A 22,871-nucleotide genomic window follows, 5' to 3' on the forward strand; every position below is an offset into this window, starting at 1 on the left:
GCAAGGATGCTACAGTCTTTATAATTCATACTAAAACAACCGGATTATAATGTTTTGGTGAAATCATATGAAGGAGGGTATCCGATGAAATTCGCTTTGTTCAGTCTGATGCTTAATCTTCCGAATGCTCTTACGGGGGAGGCCTTGACCACACAACAAAAATTCCAGAACGTGCTGAAGCAGGCAGAGCTGGCCGAGAAGCTGGGCTTCGATGCTTATGGTGTGGGCGAACGACACGGAGCGCCATTCCTGTCCTCGTCTCCACCGGTTGTTCTAACGGCAATTGCGGCCAGAACGAGTCGCATCCGTCTGCTTACGACGGTGACTGTACTAAGCGTACTGGACCCTGTGCGGGTGGCTGAGGATTATGCTACGTTAGATCATCTGTCCGGTGGACGGCTCGAACTGATTATCGGGAAAGGCAACGATCCGCGCCATTATCCGCTTTTCGGGGTTAAGGAAGAGGAGCAGTGGGAGTCTCTTGCCGAGCGCTATGAGCTGCTCAAGCGGCTGTGGAACGAAGAAAATGTCACCTGGCAGGGACGCTACCGGACGCCGCTGGATAAGGTGACCACACAACCCCGGCCTTTCCAGCAATCGATTCCGGTGTGGCATGGCAGTGCCTCTAGCCCGTTGTCGACCGAGCTTGCGGCGAAATACGGGGAGCCGATCTTCTCGTCAAATGGCTTTCACCCGATGGCGAAGTACAAGGCACTGATCGATCATTACCGTGAACGCTGGGAGTACTATGGCCACGATCCGAAGGATGCTGTCGTTGGAGCCGGTGGTGGCAGTCTGTATTTGGCGGATACGAAGGAAGAAGCGATCCGTAGATATAAGCCTTATTACGAGGCATTCAGCTCCACGGATTCGGCGAAGCATAATCAATCGCCATTCAAAAGCCTTGAAGATACAGTAGAGAACGGTCCTACGCTGGTTGGCAGTCCGGAGAGTGTAATCGAGAAGGTGCTGACTTACCACCGTGCATATGGTCATCAGGTGCTTAGCATCGGCGCGGACGGATTGAGCGAATCAGAACAGCTCGAGCAAATAGAGCGGTTCGCTAAGGATGTTATGCCGGTTCTACGGCGCGAAATTCCCAGCACAGTGTGGGACGGTAAGGCGTTGACTTTGCAGCAGGCGTAATTGCAGTGTGTGGTCTACTATAACGTTTAAGAGAAAAGGGGAGCTAAGTATGATAAGACAACGGGTTATCAAATGGGCGACTTACGTATCGTTAACAGCGGCATTAACACTGGTCTTGGCAGGCTGCGCGGCCAAAGGCGGAGAAGCCACTAGCTCTACCAATTCTTCTGCAGCGGCTCCAGCGGTTGCCAAGCCAGTGGAAGGTGGAGAGCTGACCTACGCGCTGGCGACATCTCCAGATACTCTCGATCCGGGAGCAAGCGGATTTGCAGTATCTCACCGGGTATTCCGAAATATCACGGATAGCCTCGTCGTTCAGCTTCAGGATGGAAGCTTCCAGCCTTGGCTAGCAACGGAGTGGACGAAATCGGAAGACGGCAAGACCTATACATTCAAACTGCGCCAAGACGTCAAGTTCCAGGATGGCACACCATTCAACGCCGCGGCTGTTAAAGCGAATTTCGACCATATTACGACAGGGGCTAGAGGTCAGGCCAAGTCTCTTATCGGTCCTTTTGAATCGGCGGAGGTGGTTGACGACTATACAATCAAGCTAATCCTGTCACAACCGTTCGAGCCGTTTCTTAGCGGGCTGAGCTCGGCATTCCTCGGTATCTCTTCACCACAGGCAATACAGCAGTATGGTGATCAATATGGCAAGCATCCCGTAGGCACGGGGCCGTTCAAATTTGTCAGTTGGACGGAGAATGACGAAATCGCCCTGGAGAAGAACCCGGACTACAACTGGGGTCCACCAACTGCGGATAACAGAGGACCATCGCATCTGGATAAACTGACGTTCAAGATAGTGCCGGAAGAGGCGACACGCATCGGTAGTGTACAAAGCGGACAATTGCTGGCTGCAGAAGCAGTTCCACCGCAGAACATTGCCGCTCTTAAAAATGATCCCGAGTTCCAGGTGGATCAGGCGATCACGAACGGAACGGCCTTCTCCCTCTATTTCAATTTGAAGAGTGACATTTGGAGTGATATCAAGGCACGCCAAGCTGTGCAGCTTGCGGTCGACGTCGATACGATCGTCAAAACCCTGTACCTCGGTACATATGACCGGGCCTGGTCGTCTATCACACCAGAGCTGCTCGGATATGATGCATCGCTAGAGAACAAGATCAAACCCGATCTTGACAAGGCAAACCAACTGCTGGATGAAGCAGGCTGGAAGAAAGGTGCGGACGGCATACGTGAGAAGGATGGCAAGAAGCTGATTCTCCGTTATCTTGATGGTTCGCCGAATCGTGAGAAGCGTAACGACATTGCAGCAATCGTTCAGCAGCAATTGAAAGCAATTGGCGTCAATGTGACACTCAACATTACGAAGGATACGAGTACACCACTTAAGGAAGGCAACTTCGATCTTTTTGGCAACTCTCAGGTGAAGGCTGATCCTGATGTCATGCGGAGCATTTTCCAGTCCGGCAAGGAATACGCCAACGGAGGTACGAACTGGTCGAATCTGTCTGATCCTGAAATCGACAAGCTGCTTGATCTTGGCTCGGAGGAAACCGATCTGGAGAAGCGAAAAGAAGCCTATACCAAAATCCAGCAATATCTGATTGATCATGCCGTAATTCTCCCGATCTATGTGTTCCCGTATACGGTAGCCCATCCGAAAACGGTCGAAGGTCTGAAATTCGATCTGCTCGGGTACCCGCAATTTTATGATGTAAGTATCCACAAATAACCGGAGAGGAGGCCAAGGAAATGGCCGGAACCATTGTAACGCGATTGCTCACTTCCCTGCTCGTCGTGGTCGGTTCGTCGATGCTGGTCTTCCTCATCATGTATGTACTGCCCGGCGATCCGGTATTGCAAATGCTGGATGGTAATGCGACATCGCCTGAGGCGATTGCGGATTTGCGCCATCAACTCGGATTGGATCAGCCGTTCTATGAACAATTTTCCCGCTATTTCATCCATTTGTTACAAGGAGATTTCGGTCAGTCGCGGATTACACAAGATCCGGTTCTGCCCAAAATCCTCGAACAGGTTCCGGCTACCCTTGCGCTCACTTTCGTCAGCGCTGCGGTCTCCATTGTGGTTGGCATCCTGCTTGGCGTCTTGTCTGCGATCCACCGGAACGGCATTATCGATGTGCTGGCGCGGTTTGTCGGCCTGTTCGGCATTTCGATGCCGTCGTTCTGGACGGGTATTTTGCTGCTGCTGTTGTTCTCCATTAAGCTGGGCTGGTTCCCGGCGATGGGTTCTGGAAGCTGGAAAACGCTCGTACTGCCCGGCATTGCGCTGGGGCTGGTAGGTGCAGGTTTTATTGTCCGGATGGTTCGTAATACGATGCTTGAAATCTTGAGCGAGCCGTTTATTCTGACTCTGCGCGCCAAAGGTCTTGCGGAACGAGCGGTCATGTATCGTCATGCGCTGCGAAATTCCCTAATTCCCGCGTTGACAATGATAGGGGTTATGATCGGCGAGCTGCTGAGCGGGACGGTCGTGATCGAGACGGTGTTCGCGCGCCAAGGGATTGGCCGCATCCTCGCTGACGCAATCATGGCAAAGGATATACCGGTGGTGCAGGGCGTTGTTTTTTTCACCGCGATCATCTATGTGTCCGTGAACATGCTGGTAGACATTTCGTATTCGTTAGTTGATCCGCGCATCCGGCGGTCGACCTAATAAGAACGCGTATAGAAGGGAGGAGGAACCGGAATGAAAGAAGCAACGGCGCTTAAGCCCATATGGAAAAGCGAAAGCAAACGCCCTGAAAGGTCCTGGCATCTCGGCGTATCCGATTTGTTCCTGTACGCGGCGGAATTAGTGGTGCTCTTTCTGGTCGTTTGTGCGATTGTGCCGGGGTGGGTCGCGCCCTATTCGCCCACGATGATGGATGCGGCTCAGTTGCTGCAGCCGCCCGGCGCTAAGCATTTCCTTGGCACCGATTATTTCGGAAGAGATGTGTTCAGCCTGATCGTCTATGGAAGCCGGGATTCGCTGCTCATCGGTCTATCTTCCGTCATCGTGGGTGGACTGACCGGTGGTGTGCTCGGAGCCTTCTCTGGCTATGTCGGAGGATGGATTGATCAGGTCATTATGCGGATCATTGAGGTACTGATGACGATACCGGGCATTCTGCTGGCGCTGGCGATCGCTGCGGCCATCGGGCCCAGCTTGATCAACGTCGTACTGGCGATTGCGGCCGGGACGATTCCGCGTTATGCAAGGGTGATGCGGAGCCAGGTGCTTAGCGTCAAGAATCGGGCGTTCGTCACAGCCTCTCGTTCTATCGGTAGTTCGGGATTTCGCATCTTCTACAAGCATGTGCTGCCCAACTCTCTGGCACCATTCCTGGTGATGGCCACGATAGGTATTGGAACGTCTATTCTGACCGGATCGGGACTTAGCTTCCTGGGTCTTGGGGTCATTAAGGAAATTCCGGATTGGGGCACTGTGCTCGCACAAGGACGGGGTTATTTGACGGTAGCCTGGTGGATTTGCACATTCCCGGGGCTTGCTATCGCGCTATTCGTACTGGCTATCAACATCATCGGAGACCGGCTGCGGGATAAGCTGGATCCAAGAAAAAGCGGCGCCTGACTGGCGGAAGGAGGCAGTATATGACCCGGCCCTTGCTGGAAATCGAAAGCTTGAAGGTTGAATTCCAGGCATCCGGCGGCACACTTGTGCCGATCGCGGATGTCTCCTTTGATATCGGCCGAGGTGAGACGGTATGCCTGGTCGGTGAATCCGGTAGCGGCAAGACGATTACGTCCAAAGCCATCATGCGCCTGACCGATTTCGACCGGGGGCGTATCGCGGCGGGCAGTGTCAAGCTGGACGGACAAGAGTTAACGACACTTCCCCAGAACTTGCTGCGGGCCATTCGTGGCAAAAAAATCGCGATGATCTTTCAGGAGCCGATGGCGGCGTTCGATCCTGTCTTTACGATTGGTGCCCAGCTTGTGGAGACGATTCGTCGCCACGACAAGCGCAGCGAGAAGGAAGCCAGGGCACATGCCGAGGAGTTGCTGCGCCGCGTCGGATTCCCGGAGCCGAAGCTGCGCCTTGGTCAATACCCGAATGAGCTGTCCGGGGGGATGCTCCAGCGGGCAATGATTGCTATGGCGCTTGCCTGCGGGCCGGAGCTGTTAATCGCGGATGAACCGACAACAGCGCTCGATGTCACGATCCAGGCGCAGATTCTCAAGCTGCTGAACGAACTGAAGGCGGAATATGGCATGTCCATTCTGCTGATCACCCATGATCTCGGGATCGCGGCCGAAATGGCTGATCGGATGATCGTCATGTATGCGGGCCGGATCGTAGAGCAGGCACCGGCAGTTCGCCTGTTTCAGCAGCCGCGCCATCCTTACACCGCCGGGCTGCTGCGTTCCATTACGACGATGGACAGTGACCGCAGCGCCGCGCTGTATACCATTGAAGGAACGCCGCCCAATGTGGCGGAATTCCCTTCCGGCTGCCGGTTTCATCCCCGCTGCCCGCTGGCTACCGATCAATGCCGTACCGAGGTGCCGTTACTGGCTGGAGAGGATGGTCATGAAGCAGCTTGCTGGCATACGGATAAGCTTCTGAACGGTGAGGACATCGATCCCTTCGCGGACCGCCGGACAGTACCACTAAATGTGTCGAAAAAGATAGAAGTCTCCCATAAAACGTCGTTCCCAAGCATCGCAGCTGAAGCGCTGACGAAGGCGCCACCGCTATTTGAGGTTGCCGGATTAACGAAGCATTATCCGGTCAAAGGGCCCTTCGGCCTGACCAAGGCCGTCGTCCATGCTGTAGATGACGTTTCCTTCACGATTCGTAAAGGTGAGACCTTCGGGCTTGTCGGCGAATCCGGCAGCGGCAAATCTACGCTCGGGCGCGTCCTGATTCAGCTGGAGCAAGCAAGCGCTGGTCGTGTCTTATTCAGCGGGGAAGACTTGACGGTCATGAACGCTGCAAGACGGCGGGATGTCCGCCGTGATATGCAGATGATTTTCCAGGATCCCTACGGCTCGGTCAATCCGCGCTGGACGATTGGCGAGACCATTGCTGAGCCGTTAGTTGTGCATGAATCGCTGCCTGCCGCGCAGCGGAAGGCACGTGTGGAGGAGCTGCTGCAACTGGTGGGCCTGAACCCGGCTTGGGCTGACCGATACCCGCATGAATTTTCAGGTGGGCAACGCCAGCGGATCGGGATTGCCCGCGCAATTGCCTTGCAGCCAAAGTTCGTGTTGGCAGATGAGGCTGTATCCGCACTTGACGTGTCAGTACAGGCTCAGATCGTCAACTTAATGCAGCACCTCCAGAACACGCTGGGCTTAACCTATGTATTTATTGCGCACGGTCTTAACATCGTCCGGCATGTGTCGTCACGGATCGGGGTTATGTATCTTGGCAAGCTGGTCGAGGTCGCTCCGGCAGATGAATTGTTTCAGCATCCGGCCCATCCCTACACCGCCGCGTTGATTGCGTCGATTCCTTGGCCTGATCCCAGTCGCAAACGGGAATTCGTCTCCATTCAAGGCGAAATTCCTTCGCCGATGTCTCCGCCGTCTGGCTGCAGATTTCATACTCGCTGCCCAGCAGCTACGGCAAGGTGCCGGGAAGAGGAGCCGAAGCTTGCGGACATCAGCAGCGGCCATGCCGCAGCTTGTCATTATCCACTTTGATCCATTACCATTTTCACCATAAGGAGGCCATCTGACCATGAAATTCGCATTGATGAGCTTGCTGCTCAACACGCCTAACGCCCTGACAGGGGAATCGTTCACGACACAGCAGAAATTCCAGAACGTGCTGAAGCAAGCTGTGCTTGCCGAGGAGCTAGGCTTCGACGCCTACGGTGTAGGTGAACGACATACCGCGCCATTCATCGCTTCATCGCCACCGGTTGTGCTTACTGCTATCGCTGCGAGAACCTCTCACATCCGGCTTTTAACGACCGTGACGGTGCTTAGCGTGCTTGACCCAGTCCGGGTGGCGGAGGATTATGCGACGCTCGATCATCTTTCAGGCGGACGGATTGAGCTGATTATCGGTAAAGGTAACGACGCGAGCCATTATCCACTCTTCGGTATTTCCGAGGAGGAACAGTGGGAGTCGCTTGCCGAGCGGTACGCATTGCTGAAAAGGCTATGGAGCGAAGAGAATGTCAGCTGGCAGGGGCGCTATCGCACTCCGCTAGAGAATGTGACGACCCAGCCACGGCCGTTCCAGCAGCCGATTCCGATCTGGCACGGAAGCGCCTCAAGTACGCATTCAACCGAGCTGGCAGCCAAATACGGCGAGCCGTTGTTCTCCTCCAATACAATTCACCGCCAGTCCAAGTACACAGCGTTGATCGAGCATTACCGCGAACGGCTGGCTTTTTACGGCCATGATCCCGCCAAGGCAGTCATTGGATCAGGCGCCGGCGGCGCTATTTTTATAGCCAATACGACCGAAGAAGCGATCAAGAAGTTCCGGCCTTATTATGATGCGTTCCATGGCAGGCTGAAAGCTCCGCATGATCTGTCACCTTTCCGGGATCTCGAGGACAATATCGAGAATGGTCCCATTCTGGTCGGCAGTGCAGAGCATGTGATTGAGAAAATACTGCGCTATAACAAGGCGTTCGGCAATCAGGTGCTCAGCATCAGCGTGGATGGCTTGACGGAGTCCGAACAGCGCGAGCAAGCGGCACGCTTCGCCGAGGAGGTCGCTCCTACCCTGCGGCGCGAGATCAAGAGTTCGGTATGGAACGATGTGAACCCATCAGCGGAGAAAGAAGCCGTTCAAGAGCCTGTCGTATAGGCGGGTGATTGACGGAAATCTTTTAGCAGAACGAGATGAATAATGAACACGGAAGGTTTTCTGCACATTTTTATGAGAAGAAACTCTAAGAAAAATGAATAGCCCCATTGAGCTGCCGGATCTTAAATGTCTGGGCAAAGCCAATGGGGTTATTTTTATACAGGCATTCAATAGGCTTCAGACGCCATATCTTCTCAGCATCATGTAAAGGATGTATTTAAGAAAGGGCTGTCCTTCAAAAGCGACTCTTCCATCTCATGAAGGTAGCGTAGTTGCTCCTCTGTTAATGCGCTCTTGTCTAGATGTAATGAATGATACGTAAAGGAATAGAGATGTCTGAAATCAATGAAGTAGGCAATGTCTTTAATGAATGATGTGTTGGGGTTCGAACGGGTATAACCACTCATAAATGAGCTAAAGAAGTTTTGAGCGAATTCATCCCTTTCAGATTTTTGTACAGTGAGAGAGGCATGATAAATAACAATGGCAATGTCGTAAGCAAACCAATGGTACTCACTATCTCCGAAATCAATAAGGGTGAGCTCAGTTCCTGTCGTTAATAAATTTCCATAATGAAGATCTCCGTGAATCAGTCCGAAAGTATCACTTGAAATAGGTAGTGCATGTAACTCTTTTATGTACTGTTTCCATTTTTGAATGAGTTGCGGCTTGAGAGGGAGAGTCTCTACATTTAAAAGTAGACTGTTGTGGTCCCAATGAGGACGGTCATGAACGGCCGAATACCTTTTGGTAGTCGAGTGTACCTTGCCCAGTACTTCGCCCCACTTTTCAAATAAAGTATCTCCCCAAGCTTCATGTTGGTCTGGTGAAATATGCACACCGTTTATCTTTTTAAAAGCTACATAATAATACTCATCATCCAGAGGTTGAATATATCCATTCCCATTAGTACACAGTGGCTGAACGACATTAACCCCTTGCGAATGCAGGTATCCTAGCCACTCCAACTCCGATAAAGTGTCCCTTTCGGAATGATGTGACCTCTCCATTATTTTTACAATAAAGGGTTCCTTTAAACCGACCTCGAAGACATTGCTGTTATACCCTCCAAGGAGCTTAACTTCTGCGGGGTCCATGCCCAGTTGTGAGATCATTTCACTTACAATCATTTGGTTGATCATGCACTCACTCCTCTTAAATTCTTCACTTCAAATATAATCCATAAATGAGATGTAATAAAAGCGCGTCCGATAGGATATGCGCCCCGTTCAATAATCTCGCCATCTGACAGGGATTGTTTCCATTACTGGTTGGCAACAATGATTGGGAGGAGGGTGGATGACATGCATGCTTATCTGGACATATTATTCAGGGCTATGATTTCGATCTTAGCGCTTTTACTGGTAGCTAAGCTGCTGGGGAAGCAGACAATCTCCAATATGACATTTCATGATTTTGTGACCAGTATTACGCTTGGCTCGATTGCGGGCAATCTGGCGTTTAATGAATCGCTTAAAACATCCTATTTCCTGTTGGCGCTTATTGTTGTCACCATCGTGTCCTTTTTGCTATCTTACATCGCCTTGAAGAATCCCAAATTAAGAAACTGGATCTCGGGTTCGCCTACGGTACTGATCGAAAATGGGAAGATTCTTGAGAACAACATGAAGAAGCTAAGATATACGCTCGATACCTTGGCCCAGGTATTGCGGGGCATGGGGATTTTCAATATGGAAGAGGTGGCTTATGCGGTGCTGGAAGATAACGGGACGGTATCCGTATTAAAAAAAGAGGAGTACCAATTTGTCACCAAGAAGGATCTGAAGCTTCCTGCGAAGACAGAACATTTTCCAGTGGAATTCGTGATGGATGGTGTCATCCTGGAGGGGAACCTGGAGAATCAAGGGCTAACCAGGGAATGGTTAGAAAAACAAGTGAAGCGCAAGGGAAAGCAACTGTCGGATGTGTTCTACGCCGTAAGAGGCACGCAGCAGCAGTTGTTCTTTGATTTCTATGAGGATGGTATTCAGAAGCCGGTAGATATGGAATAGGGCAAAATGGGCGACCAGAGGAGAGGGGCCTCCACTGTATCATGGTAGTATTAATACCTGTATAAACAGGCATCTGTCAGCGGCGGGCCAAGCCCTGTATGATGTCACTAGCGTCACTTTTAACAAAAATCACAGGAGTCTTATCTAGAATACTCCTTAATTTAGAAAGGTGGAGAAAGCTTTGAAAAAAAGAACGCTTGGAAACAGCAAACTGGAGGTATCCGCGCTAGGTCTTGGTTGTATGGGCATGTCCGACTTCTATGCCGGGCGGGATGAAGCGGAATCCATCCGTACCATCCACCGGGCATTGGAGCTTGGTGTTACGCTGCTCGACACCGCAGATGTTTATGGTTTAGGCGAAAATGAAGAACTGCTCGGACGGGCGCTAAAAGGTCGCAGAGATGGGGTTATCTTAGCGACTAAGTTCGCCGCAGTAGTTGGGGAGAATGGTGCCGTTAGCGTCAACGGCCGCCCTGAATATGTAAAGGCTGCATGTGATGCCAGTCTGAAACGTCTCGGTGTCGATCATATAGATCTCTACTATCAACATCGAGTTGATCCGGATACACCAATTGAAGAAACTGTAGGCGCGATGGCCGACCTTGTCAAGGCAGGTAAGGTTCGTTATCTTGGTCTATCGGAAGCATCACCCGATCTTATTCGACGTGGACACGCTGTTCATCCGATCACAGCGCTGCAGACTGAATACTCGCTGTGGGATCGTGATGTCGAAGAGTCCATTCTGCCGACATGCCGCGAGTTAGGCATTGGCTTCGTACCGTACAGCCCACTCGGCCGCGGTTTCCTGACTGGACAGATTCAGCGTTATGAGGACCTCGAACCGGACGATTACCGCCGCACTTCTCCAAGATTCCAAGGCGAGAACTTCCAGAAGAATCTTGATCTTGTGGCCAAGATCAAGGAACTTGCGAATGAGAAAGACTGCAAGCCATCTCAACTAGCCTTGGCTTGGCTACTTGCTCAGGGAGAGAATATTGTGCCGATTCCGGGTACAAAACGCACACTTTATCTTGAAGAGAACCTTGGTGCACTGGACATTGAACTGACACAAGACGACCTTGCTCAGATCGAAGCGATCGCTCCACAAGGCATTGTCTTCGGTTCCCGCTACTAAGGTTAGGTATTAATAACAGGAGCTGTCTCATCGCATCTTTGTCTGCGGTGAGACAGCTCTTTTTGGTTTTCGCACAGAGCGCCGGCTTTATGGCTGGCGTTCTTTAGTTTGCTCTGGTCTGTTTATCATCCACGTTTTTGCTTTTGAAAAATCATTCGTATATACTACTACCATCCTTAGCTTAGATAGCTACAGGGGTGCATTTTGGCCCCAAAGATATTACGTATTGAAAGGCAGGTGGGCTTTGAATGAATCATACAAAGCAGCGTCATCAAGAGCTTGGGGACTTTCTCAAAACCCGCCGGGCAAAAATTTCCCCCGAACAAGTAGGGTTGCCTGCAGGAATACGCCGCCGTACACCGGGACTGCGCCGGGAAGAGGTTGCTTCTCTGGCAGGAATCGGCGTAACCTGGTACACCTGGCTTGAACAAGGACGTCCGATTCAGGTGTCTATACAAATATTGGAGAGCTTGTCCAGAGTGCTGATGCTGAACCGTCAGGAGATTGTGCACCTGTATGCTCTTGCTCAACACGTTCCTCCTTCCTATTACCCCAGTTATGAAGAGGTCAAGCCGATGCATCAACATGTGTTGGATAATCTAATGGAATCGCCAGCCATGATCGTGGACAACCGCTGGAATGTTATGGCCTGGAATCGAGCGGCGGCGCTTGTATTTTACGATTTCAGCCGATTAGAGTGCAGCAAGCGCAACCTGATGCGAGTCATGTTCACAGAAAAAGATTTTGCCGACCTGTTCCCGGACTGGGAGATCAGTGCCCAGACGATGCTGGGCAAGTTCCGGGCCGATTGCAGCCAATTTATTGACGATCCATGGATTACGCAATTTATTGATGAGCTTAGATCGTTAAGCAAGGAATTTGATCAGTGGTGGCCGATGCACCGGATCGACAAAGACCGGGATATGTACAAATTGCTGAATCATTCCCAGGCTGGACAGCTAAATTTTGAGATTACGTGCTTTCTTATATCGGAAAATACAAACCTGAAGATGTATGTCAATACGCCGAAGAATGGTACGGATACAAGGCAAAAGCTGAAGCAGCTACTGGAAGCAGACGGCGCAGCTAGTAAGCAAGTTCTAGTGCATCCATGATAATCTTAGGTATGTTTGGGGTCGCTGAATGAATATGTATATGGCTGGGGTATTCTTAGGGGTGCCCTGGCTATTTGCGCGTAGCGGGACAAACGTATATTGCATTGGATTCAAGCCATATAATGATAGGGCAGACTACGTAAGCCTGTCCGCGCTGGAGAGTGCTGTGCTGGAAATGGTATACTTCTAATAGATATTGTAGTTTCTTACGGGAGGGCATGGAAGATGAGCGATGAGTTGTTGGAACAACTGGAAACATGGCATGAGGAAGATGAATTTCAAGAAATCGTCGATGCGATTACGGAGATTCCTGAAGAAGAGCGAGATTATGAATTAACTAGCCATTTGGGCAGAGCGCTGAATAATTTGGGTGAATACGAAGAGGCGCTTCAGCAGTTTGAGAAGATCAGGGAGGAAGGCCTGGAGGATGCGCTCTGGCATTACCGGGTTGGAGTGTCTCATTATTATCTCAAGCAATATGACGAAGCGCGGCAAGCCTTTGAAGCAGCAGATAAGCTAGACCCCGAAGATGAGGATACCTTGGAGTTCCTGGAATGGATTCGGGAAAAAACCGCAAAGAAACCGGCCAAAACGCCTGCCAAGAGTTCGTATAAGCCAGTTGATGCCTCAAACTTTTGGGATGACAGCGAGGCTGCTTTGCAAGAGTATGTATCGGAGCCGCCGACAGACGAACTGATCGATTCAGTGGAGGAACAATTGGTCTTCAAGCTGCCTCCATCCTATGTTGCTTTGATGAAATTACATAACGGCGGTATTCCTAAAAATACGAGTTACCCCATAACAGAAGAAAAATTCATTACGATTGCCGGTATTCGTGGAATTGGCCGGGACAAGCCTAATTCACTGTGTGGAGCAGCCGGTAGCCGGTTTGTGATTGAAAATGAGGGTTATCCGGAGATTGGCGTCGTCATTGGCGACAGTCTTGCTCCAACACAAGGTGTGATTATGCTCGACTATCGTTCATCCGGCAATGTCGGCGAACCGGAAGTTGTCCATGTCAGCCAAGAGAAGGGCCATAAGATTACAGAATTGGCCCCTAACTTCGAGACCTTTATCCGCGGGCTGGGAAGTGTTGAGGCTGGCGCGACTGAGTAAGAAGTCGATCTAAGAAAACGAGCCACTAGAATCATTCTAGGGCTCGTTTTGTATATTATAGGGGCTTTGCAGACATTAACCGGCTGCCCAGACATCCAATTCAATTTTTAATTCAGGCAATCCTAAGCCTTGAATATATGCAACCGTCATGGAAGGCGATGTCGGTCCGAATACAGCGTTCCATTGGTCATAGAAATGATCCCAATCGATCTCTTCTGTCGCCCAAATGTTTATTTTAATGACATGGTCGGGCGTTAGTTGTTGAGAAGACAAGATGGCGACGATATTGTTCATGGTATTTGTGACTTGCTCATTAAAATCGTCAGGAATATGATTGTCCTGATCGATGCCGATTTGGCCGGAGAAGACGTAGAGCTCTGCATTTCTGTCTATTTTGGTGACATGACTGTAGTTTCCAACAGGCTTCGCGATCATTTCGGGGTTATATCGTTTAACTGGAATTTGTTTAAGATTCATTTGTAGGTCTCCTTATAAATGGAAAATACATAATACTTCGATTATATATTTTCACCGTTTTTTTAGAATGCCAGCGATTTAGACAGACTTATCCCGTCGATTTGGATTCTAGAAAAAAACAGCCGTAGAATACCCGATACCAGAGGATAAATCTTTAAGTGATCTTTTCTTCATCAGGTACTCCTCCTTCAATGATAAGTAAACGAACGAGTACAATGATAACATAAATGAGATCAGCGTACAAAAACTACCAATCAGATTAGTAAGCTTCACGCCGGCATCATCTGATGCGAGCGTCTTCATTCCTTTACTGTGAGAATGGTTATCAATATAATAAGGGAAGATGAAGACCGCAGTTGTGCGGCTGGAGGGAATGAGACGCTGCGATGAATTTGAACGAGCATATTACGCTGTGGAACCATACTTCCATAAAATTAATGGATGTACGTTATGTGCTGCTGGAGCAAGGAGAAGCCTTGTTGGAATACTGCCTTCCGGCCAGTACTTTTCTGTGTGTGGTTCGCGGCCGTGCAAGGATCTGGATGGATGATTCCATGTATAGTGTGAGCCCGTTCCATGTCCTGCATGGAGGGAAGGGTGCACGCCTGGATATTGCAGTCGAAGAGCAGCTGGAATATTATTTGATTTTATACAAAGCCGTGCTGACATTGCCTGCCTCTCAGGAAAGGGGGCGGCTATTGGCCATGAACAAGCCCTATCAGCTTCAATACGCGCTCACACCGTCTCACCCGCTCTCGCTGCTGGATAAGGCAGGGAGTATTTTCGAGGCGTGGATGAAATCCGAACCCTTGGATAAATTCCATGCACGATCGTTATTCTACCAATTTGTGCACGAACTGTTATGGCAGATGCAGCGTCAGGGAATCGAGTCTTCCCGGCCTGATCTGGTGGCCCAGGTCCTTCGTTACATGAATGATCGTTACATGGAGCCTATTACACTGGATGTATTGGCAGACCAGTTTGGTTGTAGCACCAGGTATTTGACGAAGCTGTTCAGAAGCAGAATGAATGACAGCCCGATTCGCCTGCTTACACAAATCAGGATGAACAAGGCTGCGCAGTTATTAATAGATACTGAAGGTACCTTGCAGGAGATTGCCCAACGAGTAGGCTTTCCCGATGCGCATACGCTCAATCGTAGTTTCAAGAAGTACTATGGCCAGACCCCTACGTCGTTCAGAACAATGCAACGCAGTGGGAATTTAGTTCTGAAATTGCCCCGCATCCATTCCCGAACTGCCATTGTGCAGGAATCCCCGCTTCGTTATATTGATAATGGATATGAGAACCGTTATCAACTGAGTGAAAAGGGGAGTTTGCGCATGTATAAAGAAAATAAACCAGCCTCCATGGCGGCGGTAACAATACTAATGTGTATTATGTTATTGCTCAGCGCTTGTTCAAGCGGGACAAGCACAGGGAACGCTGGTACTGGCAACGTTGGTGCAGGATCGACTGGCCAGAATTTAACGGAGAAAGCCTCTATACAACCCTCTACGGATGCGACGACAAGAAATTATACGGACAGCCAAGGAACTGTGGTCATTCCAGCGAATCCACAGCGGATCGTAGATCTGACCGGTAGTTTTACTGGTAATTTACTAGCACTAGGCGTTAAACCGGTGGGTATGCAAAGTGAAACCATGAAGAATCCGTTCTTGAAGGGGATGCTAGATGGAGTCGAAGCTGTAGGTGATTCACTCTCACCCGAGAAAGTCTTGAGTCTGCAGCCTGATCTTATTATTGTCGTCGCTGCCGATGTGATGGAGCCGACCTTTAAAGAGTTGGACAAAATCGCCCCGGTCGTTCGTTTAGAATATGGAAAGTATTCTTACAAAGATCTGATGCTCGAATACGGGAAGATTGCAGGCAAAGAGCAGGCCGCAGAGGACTGGGTTAAAGAGTGGGATCGGAAAATCAATGAATACAAGCCGCAAATAAAGGAGGTCGTAGGCGACCGAACAGTTTCCATCCTGCAGCCGTATGCCAAGGGGCTTTATGCATTTGGTGATTTCTATGCCAGGGGCGGTGAAATTCTGTACGGAGAGTTTGGCTTGAAGGCTCCTAAGATTATTCAAGAGGAAGCCCTGGACAAACATGAAGGAGTTGTTGACCTGTCTCTGGAGCAGCTGCCGGAATATGCTGGTGATTATATCTTTACGAGCAACTGGGGCTGGGACGACGGTGACCCGGATGTGGTATATGGCAGCTCCTTATGGAAGGGCCTTCCCGCTGTAAAAGAGAACCGTGTGTTTTTTATGAATGCCCAGGGTTCTTATTATAATGATGCTGTATCTATGGAAGCTCATCTGGACTTTATTATCAAGAGCTTCCTTGGAAAAGAGTAGTTGGCATTAATGATTTACAAAAAAACGGGGTGCCCACTGGGCGCCCCGTTTTATCGAATAAGTTGCAGGCAGCTATTGCTGCTTATTGGCCGACTGCTCCATTCCCGCGTATGATCATTCAGCTTCAGCGCGGATTTAGCTTCACTTGCGAGCCTTTGCCGCCAGTCTGGATACCGGTGTCCTTCACGCCAGCCTCTTTCAGATCGGCCACCAGCCGCTCGATCACGGTCTTCGCAGCCGCAGCTTCCTTCGCACCAGTCGCTTTGACGACGAGCTGCACTGGCTTGCCGGAGCGAAGATGTTTCTCCGCTTGGCGAAGCTTGGTGTCGTAGTCATGTTCTTCGATATGAGCAGTGAAGCGCAGCTCCTTGACCTTCTCCTTACTACCCTTTCCCGAAGCTCGTCCAGCATCTGCCTTGCGTGCTGCCGAATTCTCCTTCTGCGCAGCCGCTTTCCCTTTGCCCTTTGGCATCAGGCTGCAGGGCGGGGGACTGCTCATTAGTGAGGTGCAGACCAGGTCTGCTCCTGCTGCACGAGCCATAGCCAGCGCCTCCTTCGTGGAGATCACGCCAAGCTTTTCGCCGCGGAGCCCTGTCAGATCGACCTCGGACGCCCGTATTTGTTCATTGATGAATACTGCCATATAAATTGAAGCCTCCCTGGTAACGATGATTAAGCTATCATATACGCAACCCAAATAGGGTGCAAATATCGCCTTTTTGAAATTATCAATCCCTGATTTCCAGAACTACAAAGGACACTGTTGTACCTTCTTCTTGCTGACTGGAAATGGATAATCCCTGCCCGTACAGTTGATTGAGCCTTCGATTGGTATTGGCTAAACCAATACCGGATTTGCCCCTCATGGTGGGGATTAACAGTCCTGTGAGCGTTTCTTGATCCATGCCTTTGCCATTATCGCTAACTTCGATTCGCGTGGAGTGATCCAACTGGCTAATCTGAATACGAACGGTCCCGCCTTTATGCCTGCTCAGCAGCCCGTGCTTCACCGCGTTCTCTACCAGTGGCTGTATGGACAACGGAGGTACACGCAAGCCACCGATGTCTGGTGGAACTTCCCATTCTACCTGTAATCGATCACCAAAACGTTCCTGTTCAATATGCAAATAAGCTTTAACCAGCTCTAGCTCATGAGAGAGCTCAACTAACTCTCCTGTGTTTAGAAAATCAAAGCTGATACGTAAGAAGGATGTGAACGCCCCCACCAGCTGTTGCATCTTTTGCGTATCGAGATCGCTCAGCGCCATAATCGAATTCAGGGTATTGAATAGAAAATGCGGATGAATCTGCGCTTGCAGGTAAGCAGCTTCTATACGCACACGTTCATTGATGGATTGCTTCAGCTCGGTGAGCGCTCTAATTCGGTACCTCAGCTCAACCGCATCTACTGGCTTGGTGACATAATCGTTAGCACCGGATAAGAATCCGGTGTAGATATCGGCTGGCTGACTGCGAGCGGTCAGCAGTAGCACCGGAAGCTCCGATAAGGAGTAATGCTCCCGTACCTTCTGTGTCAACTCGTAGCCGGACATGTGCGGCATCATCACATCGGCAATCAGCAGATCCCACTGCTCCTTGTGCAGCAGTTCCAGTACCTCACGCGCTGAATTTGCCGTGGTGATGGTATAGGGCTCAGTCGAAAGAATCCCCATGAGTACATTCAGATTCACGGGATCATCATCCACCGCCAGAATGTTAATTTTCTTCTTTGTCAGCAGAGGCGGAATCTGCATAGGGCTCTCCAGCCCGTTCCATTCATTTTCCGGAAAAATCCACCCTGCTAATTGCTCCTGAGCCGCATCCGTAATCGGGTAAAGAGCAGCGGCAGGTGTTATCACCTGCTGATTGAGCGAATCCGCAAGAGGCAGATCAAAGCTGAATACGGAGCCTTTGCCAATCTTGGAGCGAACACTTAATGTGCCTCCGTGCAATTCTACCAGCTGCTTGCATATGCTCAGACCAAGCCCGATCCCTCTCCCATCGCTAATCCCATGAGCGCCTTGCTCATACGGGAGGAATATCCGTGCCTGGGTCTCCTTGTCCATGCCTACTCCCGTATCCGTGACATGGATTAACGCCCGCCCATGCTGGACCTCTGTTGAGATGGAAATCATACCTTCCTCAGTGTATTTGAGGGCATTGTGAACCAGGTTATATAGCACCTGCACCAATCTTTTCTCATCGGCGAGAACGGGAGGTGTAGTGTCTGGAAGATTCATAATCAACTGCACCGGTTTGCCTTCAATCATAAATTTAAGCATACCGATTACGCCAGGAACGACGGATTGAATTTGTAATGGTTCCTGGTGCAGAGTAATACGATGCTCCTTGAGACGAGCAACATCCAGCAGATCTCCGAGCATATGAGACATGCGACGACTAATAGTAATCAGCAGTTCCATATCTTTGCGGCTGCTTTCGTACAGTTTCTCATTTTCTTTGGTGACCACGTTTTGCGCGATATTGATAATACCGTGCAGCGGTGTTCGCAGCTCATGTGACGTATTGGCCAGGAATTCATCTTTCCGTTTGTCCGCTTTCTTCAATTGTTCATTGAGCTGAGCATTTTCTTTGGCATTCTGAAAGTATTTCTTAAACCAGTAGGCAGAGAAACCCACAATCGCCGCAATAATATCCAGCGGATAGTAGATGAAGAAGGAGCCCCATACGTTCCAGAGCAGATTAGAGATAATACCGGCTGCCGATAGCAGCATGAAGACAACATCTTTGTCCTTCTGCTTCCTGAAGAGCATAATCCCCATGATATAGATGAGCCAGATAAATGGTGAAAAAAGAAAGAAGTTATGCACGCCTAAGTGGGTGGACTCACTCACCCATTGAGCTGGTGACACCAGCAGGAATGCTGTGTACAACGAAATTGCAGTGGTGAACAGGTATACCCCTTTGTTGCTTGTAGGTGCAGCAATAAACTTCCTGAACACAAGCATGATAAAAAAGAGCTGCCACATGGAAGAGATCAGTCGGATCTTTAATGTCCATGTGTAATTGAACGGCGTTAATAGGAAAAGCACGCTGTCATTACGGAACAGAATGACCACCGCTACGGATAGCGTCATTAGCCCAACAAGAAGTAAAACCCGCTCTTCAGGACTAAACAAGAAGAGAATAAAGGTGTACAAGACATGCAGCAGTAAAATGATCACTGTAAGAACTTGAAACCCCATCGAAAGAAAGCGCATGCTGTCCACTTTGTCCTGACTGCCAAAGAAAACCGAGCCTGCTATGCCGCCCTTGTAAGGCTGATCAAAGTTTGCTGCACGAATAAGCACTTCAATTTCTGTCGTGCCTTCTGCAAAGTAGTGGGCAGTGTAAGAGCTCGTTTTGGGCTTGTACGCCTTATCCGATATAGAAAGGTTACCGGCATGGGCCGAATCGACTCCGTTGATTTCCACAGCGGATGAGGATTGAATTTGTTTAAGCCATAAAGAAACGGGCTGACGCAGCGGATCAACCAGAATACGTAATTGATAGGTTCCGTAACCATAAGAAGACCCCTGGCTATTCGCCAGCGCTTCGCTCCAGTTTCCCGGCACCTTAAGCGTATGTGATTGATCTTGTAGTGCTGCAATATCCTTGTGGTAGACGAATTTGGAAGGGTAGAACTTCCATTCACCGTTCAGCTTAAAAAGATCCGCCTTCTCGAGGTCCTGGCCGCGCAGATCAAGCACACCATTGACTACAGGAGGAGATCCGGACGTCGTGAAGATACTCAACCAGACCAATCGAAGACCAAAGAGAACAGTGATAAATAGTAGAATAGTGGCTATATTTTTCAAAACGTTATTGTTTCTCATGTAGATCATTATACCAAGAATTCGCTATAGCGGACTCCTTTCCCCACACGATTATGCGAACTGCTGGTGAAAAAAGGCTGGGAGTAACGCTCGCGTCATTCTGGTAGAATAATGTAATACCGATATTTAAAATTTGCTGCAATATTACAATCTATAGTCTGGAGGCGAAGACCATGCAGAATAATCTTTTGGCGCAACTAGCCCTTTGGCATGAAGAGAATGAGCATCAGCGAATTGTGGACACGATTATGGAGATTCCTGCGGGGGAGCGAGATCATCAGCTGATCGGTCAGCTGGCTAGAGCCTTGAATAACCTTAAACGTTACGCGGAGGCGCTTGAACAGCTTCAGAGTATTGCTGAGCAGGAGAAGAACGATCATCTTTGGCATTTTCGCGTGGGGTATTCACACTATTATCTGGAGCAATACGAGGATGCTGTAAGTGCGTTTGAGGCTGCGAATTCTCTGAATCCAGAAGACAGCAGTACACTTATGTTCTTGGAGTGGAGCCGGAGCGCACTACTCTCGGAATCATCGGATCTCTCAAACTTTTGGGATGATAGCGACTATGCTCTGAAGGAATATGTGTCCGAGCCGCCGACCGATGAGTTGATTGCGTCTGTGGAAGAAGAGTTGGGCTACAAGCTGCCTGCTGCTTATATTGAGATGATGAAGCAACATAATGGGGGTATTCCACGCAACGCATGTTTTCCGACAGAGGTGACGGAATCTTGGGGAGCGGAATACATCTCAATCGCGGGAATTCTAGGCATAGGGCGGGAGAAAAGCTACTCGCTGGGCGGTGAATTTGGCAGCCGATTCATGATCGAGGACTGGGGCTACCCTGATATTGGTGTGGTTTTTTGTGACTGCCCTTCGGCAGGCCATGATGTTGTCATGCTGGATTACCGCAAATGCGGCAGAGATGGTGAACCGGAAGTGATCCATGTGGATCAGGAAGGCGATTATGCCATTACCTATCTGGCGCCGAGCTTCGAGGCTTTCATCCGTGGCCTGGTGAACTATGATGTTTACGATACTTCTGAAGCGGATAAAGAAGAGGCGCTGCGGAGAGTATCGAGTGGCCAATTTTCGGCACTTCTGACAGAACTATGCGGCAACGTGGTGGAGACAGCGGATATTGAGGGCCAAATCCGTGCGGTCTGTACCAAGATTGTCGAGGAAAAAGGCCACTTTTCATTCCATAACGATGAATTGTCTACATTGATGTACGATGTGCAGTTCTGGCTGTACACCAAGACTTATCCAAATACGAGTCGAGAGGAGTATCTGCTAGCTTATGATAAAATGATCGCCTTTGGCGGTGAGTTTGGCCAGAACGGCTATGCTCCTGGATGGATTACAGAATGGTTGGATCAGAGAATGCAGCAAGGCATGATCACCGAGCGCAGCGGAGCACTATCCTTCACAGAGCAAGCTGTTAAGGACGTGTTGAGCAGGCTCAAGTCAGCAGCAGTTCAGTCGGAAGCGGTAGTCCTTCCAGCAGAAGCTGTAGCTCCTTTTATTCTGGTAGAGCAGGGTAATGGCGGGATGTCGGTTATTCTGAGTGTCGGCAGGTATAAAGCTGAGCTTTTTGAGACACGACGGGACGAAGGCTTTGAAGGCAATGGTTATGATTGGACCTCCTTGGCGGCTGTGTTCTTGGAGGAGAAAATGCCTGAGTTAGCGGACACGATACGCTTTGACCCGGAGGCGGATATGTTCTGCGCGTACTCTAGCAATAGAGCTGCTGTGCAAAGCTTCGCAACCGGGTTCAAGGCAGCCTGTGAGGACGACGAACGGATCAGAGATTTATTTTCCCGTGCCGAGTTAGACTGAAGTCAACGTCCTCCAAAAATTCGATGATTTCCCCGTTGGGGCTGTGAATGACCGCGTTTTTTACGATGAGGGGCGGTTCACCAAGCGAGAGCACCCCTGGTTCTACATAAGCCTTTGCGCCGTGAGCAAGCGCCTTTTTATAGATGGCCTTCACATCCTCCACATAGAATGCAAAATGCAGCAATGCACCATGAGCGACCTCCTCCTCGGAGGTTGCTTTTGTGCCTTGGGCGGGAATGACAGCTTCGTTGTCAAAAACCTCGATGCATGTTCGTTGATCCGGAGAGATCAGCATAGTAGCTTTTTTGAGCTGAAACGCTGGCAGACTCCAATGATGTCCCACTTTGAACCCCAGCACCTCCGTATAAAAAGCAATAGTGGCTGTATAATCCTTGGCTTGAATAGCTACATGGGCAAGTCCTTTGATGCTCATTCTTCATCACTCCAATTCATAAGATGAGTTAGATTATAGTGAATTCAGGATGTAGAATACATATGGAAAATAAGCATTTTATCGTATAAAGATTACTGAATATAAGGTATTGTTGCTAAAAAGGTTTATTTTTAAAAACTGCGAGCTGGAGGTCTTCATCTTGGAACAAATCATTGACGAGGTTGATAAAAAAATCATGCAGCTGCTGCAGCACAATGCGAGAATGCCTATTTCTCAAATCAGCAAAGAGGTATCCATGTCTCAACCGTCTGTGAAGGAAAGAATTGTGAAGCTGGAAGAGAGAAACATTATCTCCGGGTATACGGCTTCCTTTGAGCTGCGGGAACTTAACCGGGGCACTACTACATTTATTCTATTGAAGACAGAGCATTGTCAGGAACTTGTGGATTTTTGCACGGGCTCCAGGGAAGTGACCGATCTGTTCCGCATCAGCGGCGAATATAACTATTTATTGAAGGTTCAGACCGCATCGGTGGAAGAACTGGCTGAGTTTCAAGATTCATTGATCAAGCTTGGACCCTCGAAGTCGCATATCAGTCTGAAAAATATTTTGGAGAATCGGATATTGCTATAAGTCAGCATCTGATATTATGAAGCTAAGGCAC

At 49.6% G+C, this 22,871-nt stretch carries 18 protein-coding genes; 13 read left to right on the forward strand and 5 right to left on the reverse strand.

The annotated features are described in order from the left end of the window. Positions 1-84 precede the first annotated feature (84 nt). Genes AC3Y23_RS11375 through AC3Y23_RS11400 form a run of 6 tightly spaced genes read left to right on the forward strand, consistent with a single transcriptional unit; the run spans position 85 to position 7,914 of the window. Complete coding sequence (locus AC3Y23_RS11375) at positions 85-1,146, forward strand: LLM class flavin-dependent oxidoreductase (protein WP_379198809.1); 1,062 nt, start codon at positions 85-87, stop codon at positions 1,144-1,146. Between the two features lie 49 nt (positions 1,147-1,195). Further along, positions 1,196-2,848 carry an ABC transporter substrate-binding protein gene (locus AC3Y23_RS11380; RefSeq protein ID WP_379198811.1) on the forward strand — a complete coding sequence of 551 codons (1,653 nt, stop codon included), beginning with the start codon at positions 1,196-1,198 and terminating at the stop codon, positions 2,846-2,848. Between the two features lie 20 nt (positions 2,849-2,868). Further along, the gene (locus tag AC3Y23_RS11385; protein ID WP_379198813.1) at positions 2,869-3,795 is read left to right on the forward strand and encodes an ABC transporter permease; all 927 of its coding nucleotides are present in this window, start codon (positions 2,869-2,871) and stop codon (positions 3,793-3,795) included. Positions 3,796-3,828: 33 nt separating this feature from the next. Next, positions 3,829-4,713: an ABC transporter permease gene (locus AC3Y23_RS11390; RefSeq protein ID WP_379198815.1), complete on the forward strand. Its 885-nt coding sequence runs from the start codon at positions 3,829-3,831 to the stop codon at positions 4,711-4,713. Between the two features lie 20 nt (positions 4,714-4,733). After that, positions 4,734-6,791 (forward strand): ABC transporter ATP-binding protein, encoded by a 2,058-nt coding sequence (locus tag AC3Y23_RS11395; RefSeq protein ID WP_379198817.1) that lies wholly within the window; start codon positions 4,734-4,736, stop codon positions 6,789-6,791. A gap of 37 nt (positions 6,792-6,828) precedes the next feature. After that, the gene (locus tag AC3Y23_RS11400; protein WP_379198819.1) at positions 6,829-7,914 is read left to right on the forward strand and encodes an LLM class flavin-dependent oxidoreductase; all 1,086 of its coding nucleotides are present in this window, start codon (positions 6,829-6,831) and stop codon (positions 7,912-7,914) included. A 200-nt stretch (positions 7,915-8,114) separates the two neighbouring features. Here the strand turns inward: AC3Y23_RS11400 and AC3Y23_RS11405 are convergent, their stop codons facing one another. Next, positions 8,115-9,056 (reverse strand): phosphotransferase enzyme family protein, encoded by a 942-nt coding sequence (locus AC3Y23_RS11405; RefSeq protein ID WP_379198821.1) that lies wholly within the window; start codon positions 9,054-9,056, stop codon positions 8,115-8,117. 162 nt (positions 9,057-9,218) lie between these two features. Between AC3Y23_RS11405 and AC3Y23_RS11410 the strand changes: the two genes are divergently transcribed. The 4 genes from AC3Y23_RS11410 (at position 9,219) to AC3Y23_RS11425 (ending at position 13,292) form a co-directional block, all read left to right on the forward strand. Next, positions 9,219-9,926: a DUF421 domain-containing protein gene (locus AC3Y23_RS11410; RefSeq protein ID WP_379198823.1), complete on the forward strand. Its 708-nt coding sequence runs from the start codon at positions 9,219-9,221 to the stop codon at positions 9,924-9,926. A gap of 181 nt (positions 9,927-10,107) precedes the next feature. Beyond that, the gene (locus AC3Y23_RS11415) at positions 10,108-11,061 is read left to right on the forward strand and encodes an aldo/keto reductase (RefSeq protein ID WP_379198825.1); all 954 of its coding nucleotides are present in this window, start codon (positions 10,108-10,110) and stop codon (positions 11,059-11,061) included. Positions 11,062-11,309: 248 nt separating this feature from the next. Further along, entirely contained in the window at positions 11,310-12,176 is an 867-nt protein-coding gene (locus AC3Y23_RS11420) for a helix-turn-helix transcriptional regulator (protein WP_379198827.1), read from the forward strand. Between the two features lie 225 nt (positions 12,177-12,401). Next, a complete protein-coding gene (locus tag AC3Y23_RS11425; RefSeq protein ID WP_379198829.1) occupies positions 12,402-13,292 on the forward strand; it encodes an SMI1/KNR4 family protein in 891 nt (296 codons plus the stop codon). Positions 13,293-13,367: 75 nt separating this feature from the next. Here AC3Y23_RS11425 and AC3Y23_RS11430 read toward each other — a convergent pair whose 3' ends face one another. Further along, a complete protein-coding gene (locus tag AC3Y23_RS11430; protein WP_379198831.1) occupies positions 13,368-13,769 on the reverse strand; it encodes a RidA family protein in 402 nt (133 codons plus the stop codon). Between the two features lie 386 nt (positions 13,770-14,155). On the opposite strand from AC3Y23_RS11430, the gene AC3Y23_RS11435 reads away from it, so the two are divergent. After that, complete coding sequence (locus tag AC3Y23_RS11435) at positions 14,156-16,138, forward strand: ABC transporter substrate-binding protein (RefSeq protein WP_379198833.1); 1,983 nt, start codon at positions 14,156-14,158, stop codon at positions 16,136-16,138. A 124-nt stretch (positions 16,139-16,262) separates the two neighbouring features. On the opposite strand, the gene infC is transcribed toward AC3Y23_RS11435, so the two are convergent. Next, entirely contained in the window at positions 16,263-16,781 is a 519-nt protein-coding gene (infC, locus tag AC3Y23_RS11440; RefSeq protein WP_379198835.1) for a translation initiation factor IF-3, read from the reverse strand. Positions 16,782-16,866: 85 nt separating this feature from the next. Beyond that, complete coding sequence (locus AC3Y23_RS11445; protein WP_379198837.1) at positions 16,867-19,983, reverse strand: hybrid sensor histidine kinase/response regulator; 3,117 nt, start codon at positions 19,981-19,983, stop codon at positions 16,867-16,869. 164 nt (positions 19,984-20,147) lie between these two features. On the opposite strand from AC3Y23_RS11445, the gene AC3Y23_RS11450 reads away from it, so the two are divergent. Continuing rightward, positions 20,148-21,812, forward strand: a complete 1,665-nt coding sequence (locus AC3Y23_RS11450) for an Imm51 family immunity protein (RefSeq protein ID WP_379198839.1) — start codon at positions 20,148-20,150, stop codon at positions 21,810-21,812. On the opposite strand, the gene AC3Y23_RS11455 is transcribed toward AC3Y23_RS11450, so the two are convergent. Further along, positions 21,778-22,245, reverse strand: a complete 468-nt coding sequence (locus AC3Y23_RS11455; protein WP_379198841.1) for a VOC family protein — start codon at positions 22,243-22,245, stop codon at positions 21,778-21,780. The two genes, AC3Y23_RS11450 and AC3Y23_RS11455, sit on opposite strands and share 35 nt — an antisense overlap. 160 nt (positions 22,246-22,405) lie before the next feature. On the opposite strand from AC3Y23_RS11455, the gene AC3Y23_RS11460 reads away from it, so the two are divergent. Continuing rightward, complete coding sequence (locus AC3Y23_RS11460; protein WP_379198843.1) at positions 22,406-22,840, forward strand: Lrp/AsnC family transcriptional regulator; 435 nt, start codon at positions 22,406-22,408, stop codon at positions 22,838-22,840. The last annotated feature ends 31 nt before the right edge of the window (positions 22,841-22,871 follow it).

This window comes from Paenibacillus sp. MAHUQ-45, assembly GCF_058133325.1.

Coding starts and splice junctions, on each gene's coding strand:
- AC3Y23_RS11375 (WP_379198809.1), top strand. CDS start 85: ATGAAATTCGCTTTGTTCAGTCTGATGCTTAATCTTCCGAATGCTCTT.
- AC3Y23_RS11380 (WP_379198811.1), top strand. CDS start 1,196: ATGATAAGACAACGGGTTATCAAATGGGCGACTTACGTATCGTTAACA.
- AC3Y23_RS11385 (WP_379198813.1), top strand. CDS start 2,869: ATGGCCGGAACCATTGTAACGCGATTGCTCACTTCCCTGCTCGTCGTG.
- AC3Y23_RS11390 (WP_379198815.1), top strand. CDS start 3,829: ATGAAAGAAGCAACGGCGCTTAAGCCCATATGGAAAAGCGAAAGCAAA.
- AC3Y23_RS11395 (WP_379198817.1), top strand. CDS start 4,734: ATGACCCGGCCCTTGCTGGAAATCGAAAGCTTGAAGGTTGAATTCCAG.
- AC3Y23_RS11400 (WP_379198819.1), top strand. CDS start 6,829: ATGAAATTCGCATTGATGAGCTTGCTGCTCAACACGCCTAACGCCCTG.
- AC3Y23_RS11405 (WP_379198821.1), bottom strand. CDS start 9,056: ATGATCAACCAAATGATTGTAAGTGAAATGATCTCACAACTGGGCATG.
- AC3Y23_RS11410 (WP_379198823.1), top strand. CDS start 9,219: ATGCATGCTTATCTGGACATATTATTCAGGGCTATGATTTCGATCTTA.
- AC3Y23_RS11420 (WP_379198827.1), top strand. CDS start 11,310: ATGAATCATACAAAGCAGCGTCATCAAGAGCTTGGGGACTTTCTCAAA.
- AC3Y23_RS11425 (WP_379198829.1), top strand. CDS start 12,402: ATGAGCGATGAGTTGTTGGAACAACTGGAAACATGGCATGAGGAAGAT.
- AC3Y23_RS11430 (WP_379198831.1), bottom strand. CDS start 13,769: ATGAATCTTAAACAAATTCCAGTTAAACGATATAACCCCGAAATGATC.
- AC3Y23_RS11435 (WP_379198833.1), top strand. CDS start 14,156: ATGAATTTGAACGAGCATATTACGCTGTGGAACCATACTTCCATAAAA.
- infC (WP_379198835.1), bottom strand. CDS start 16,781: ATGGCAGTATTCATCAATGAACAAATACGGGCGTCCGAGGTCGATCTG.
- AC3Y23_RS11445 (WP_379198837.1), bottom strand. CDS start 19,983: ATGATCTACATGAGAAACAATAACGTTTTGAAAAATATAGCCACTATT.
- AC3Y23_RS11450 (WP_379198839.1), top strand. CDS start 20,148: ATGCAGAATAATCTTTTGGCGCAACTAGCCCTTTGGCATGAAGAGAAT.
- AC3Y23_RS11455 (WP_379198841.1), bottom strand. CDS start 22,245: ATGAGCATCAAAGGACTTGCCCATGTAGCTATTCAAGCCAAGGATTAT.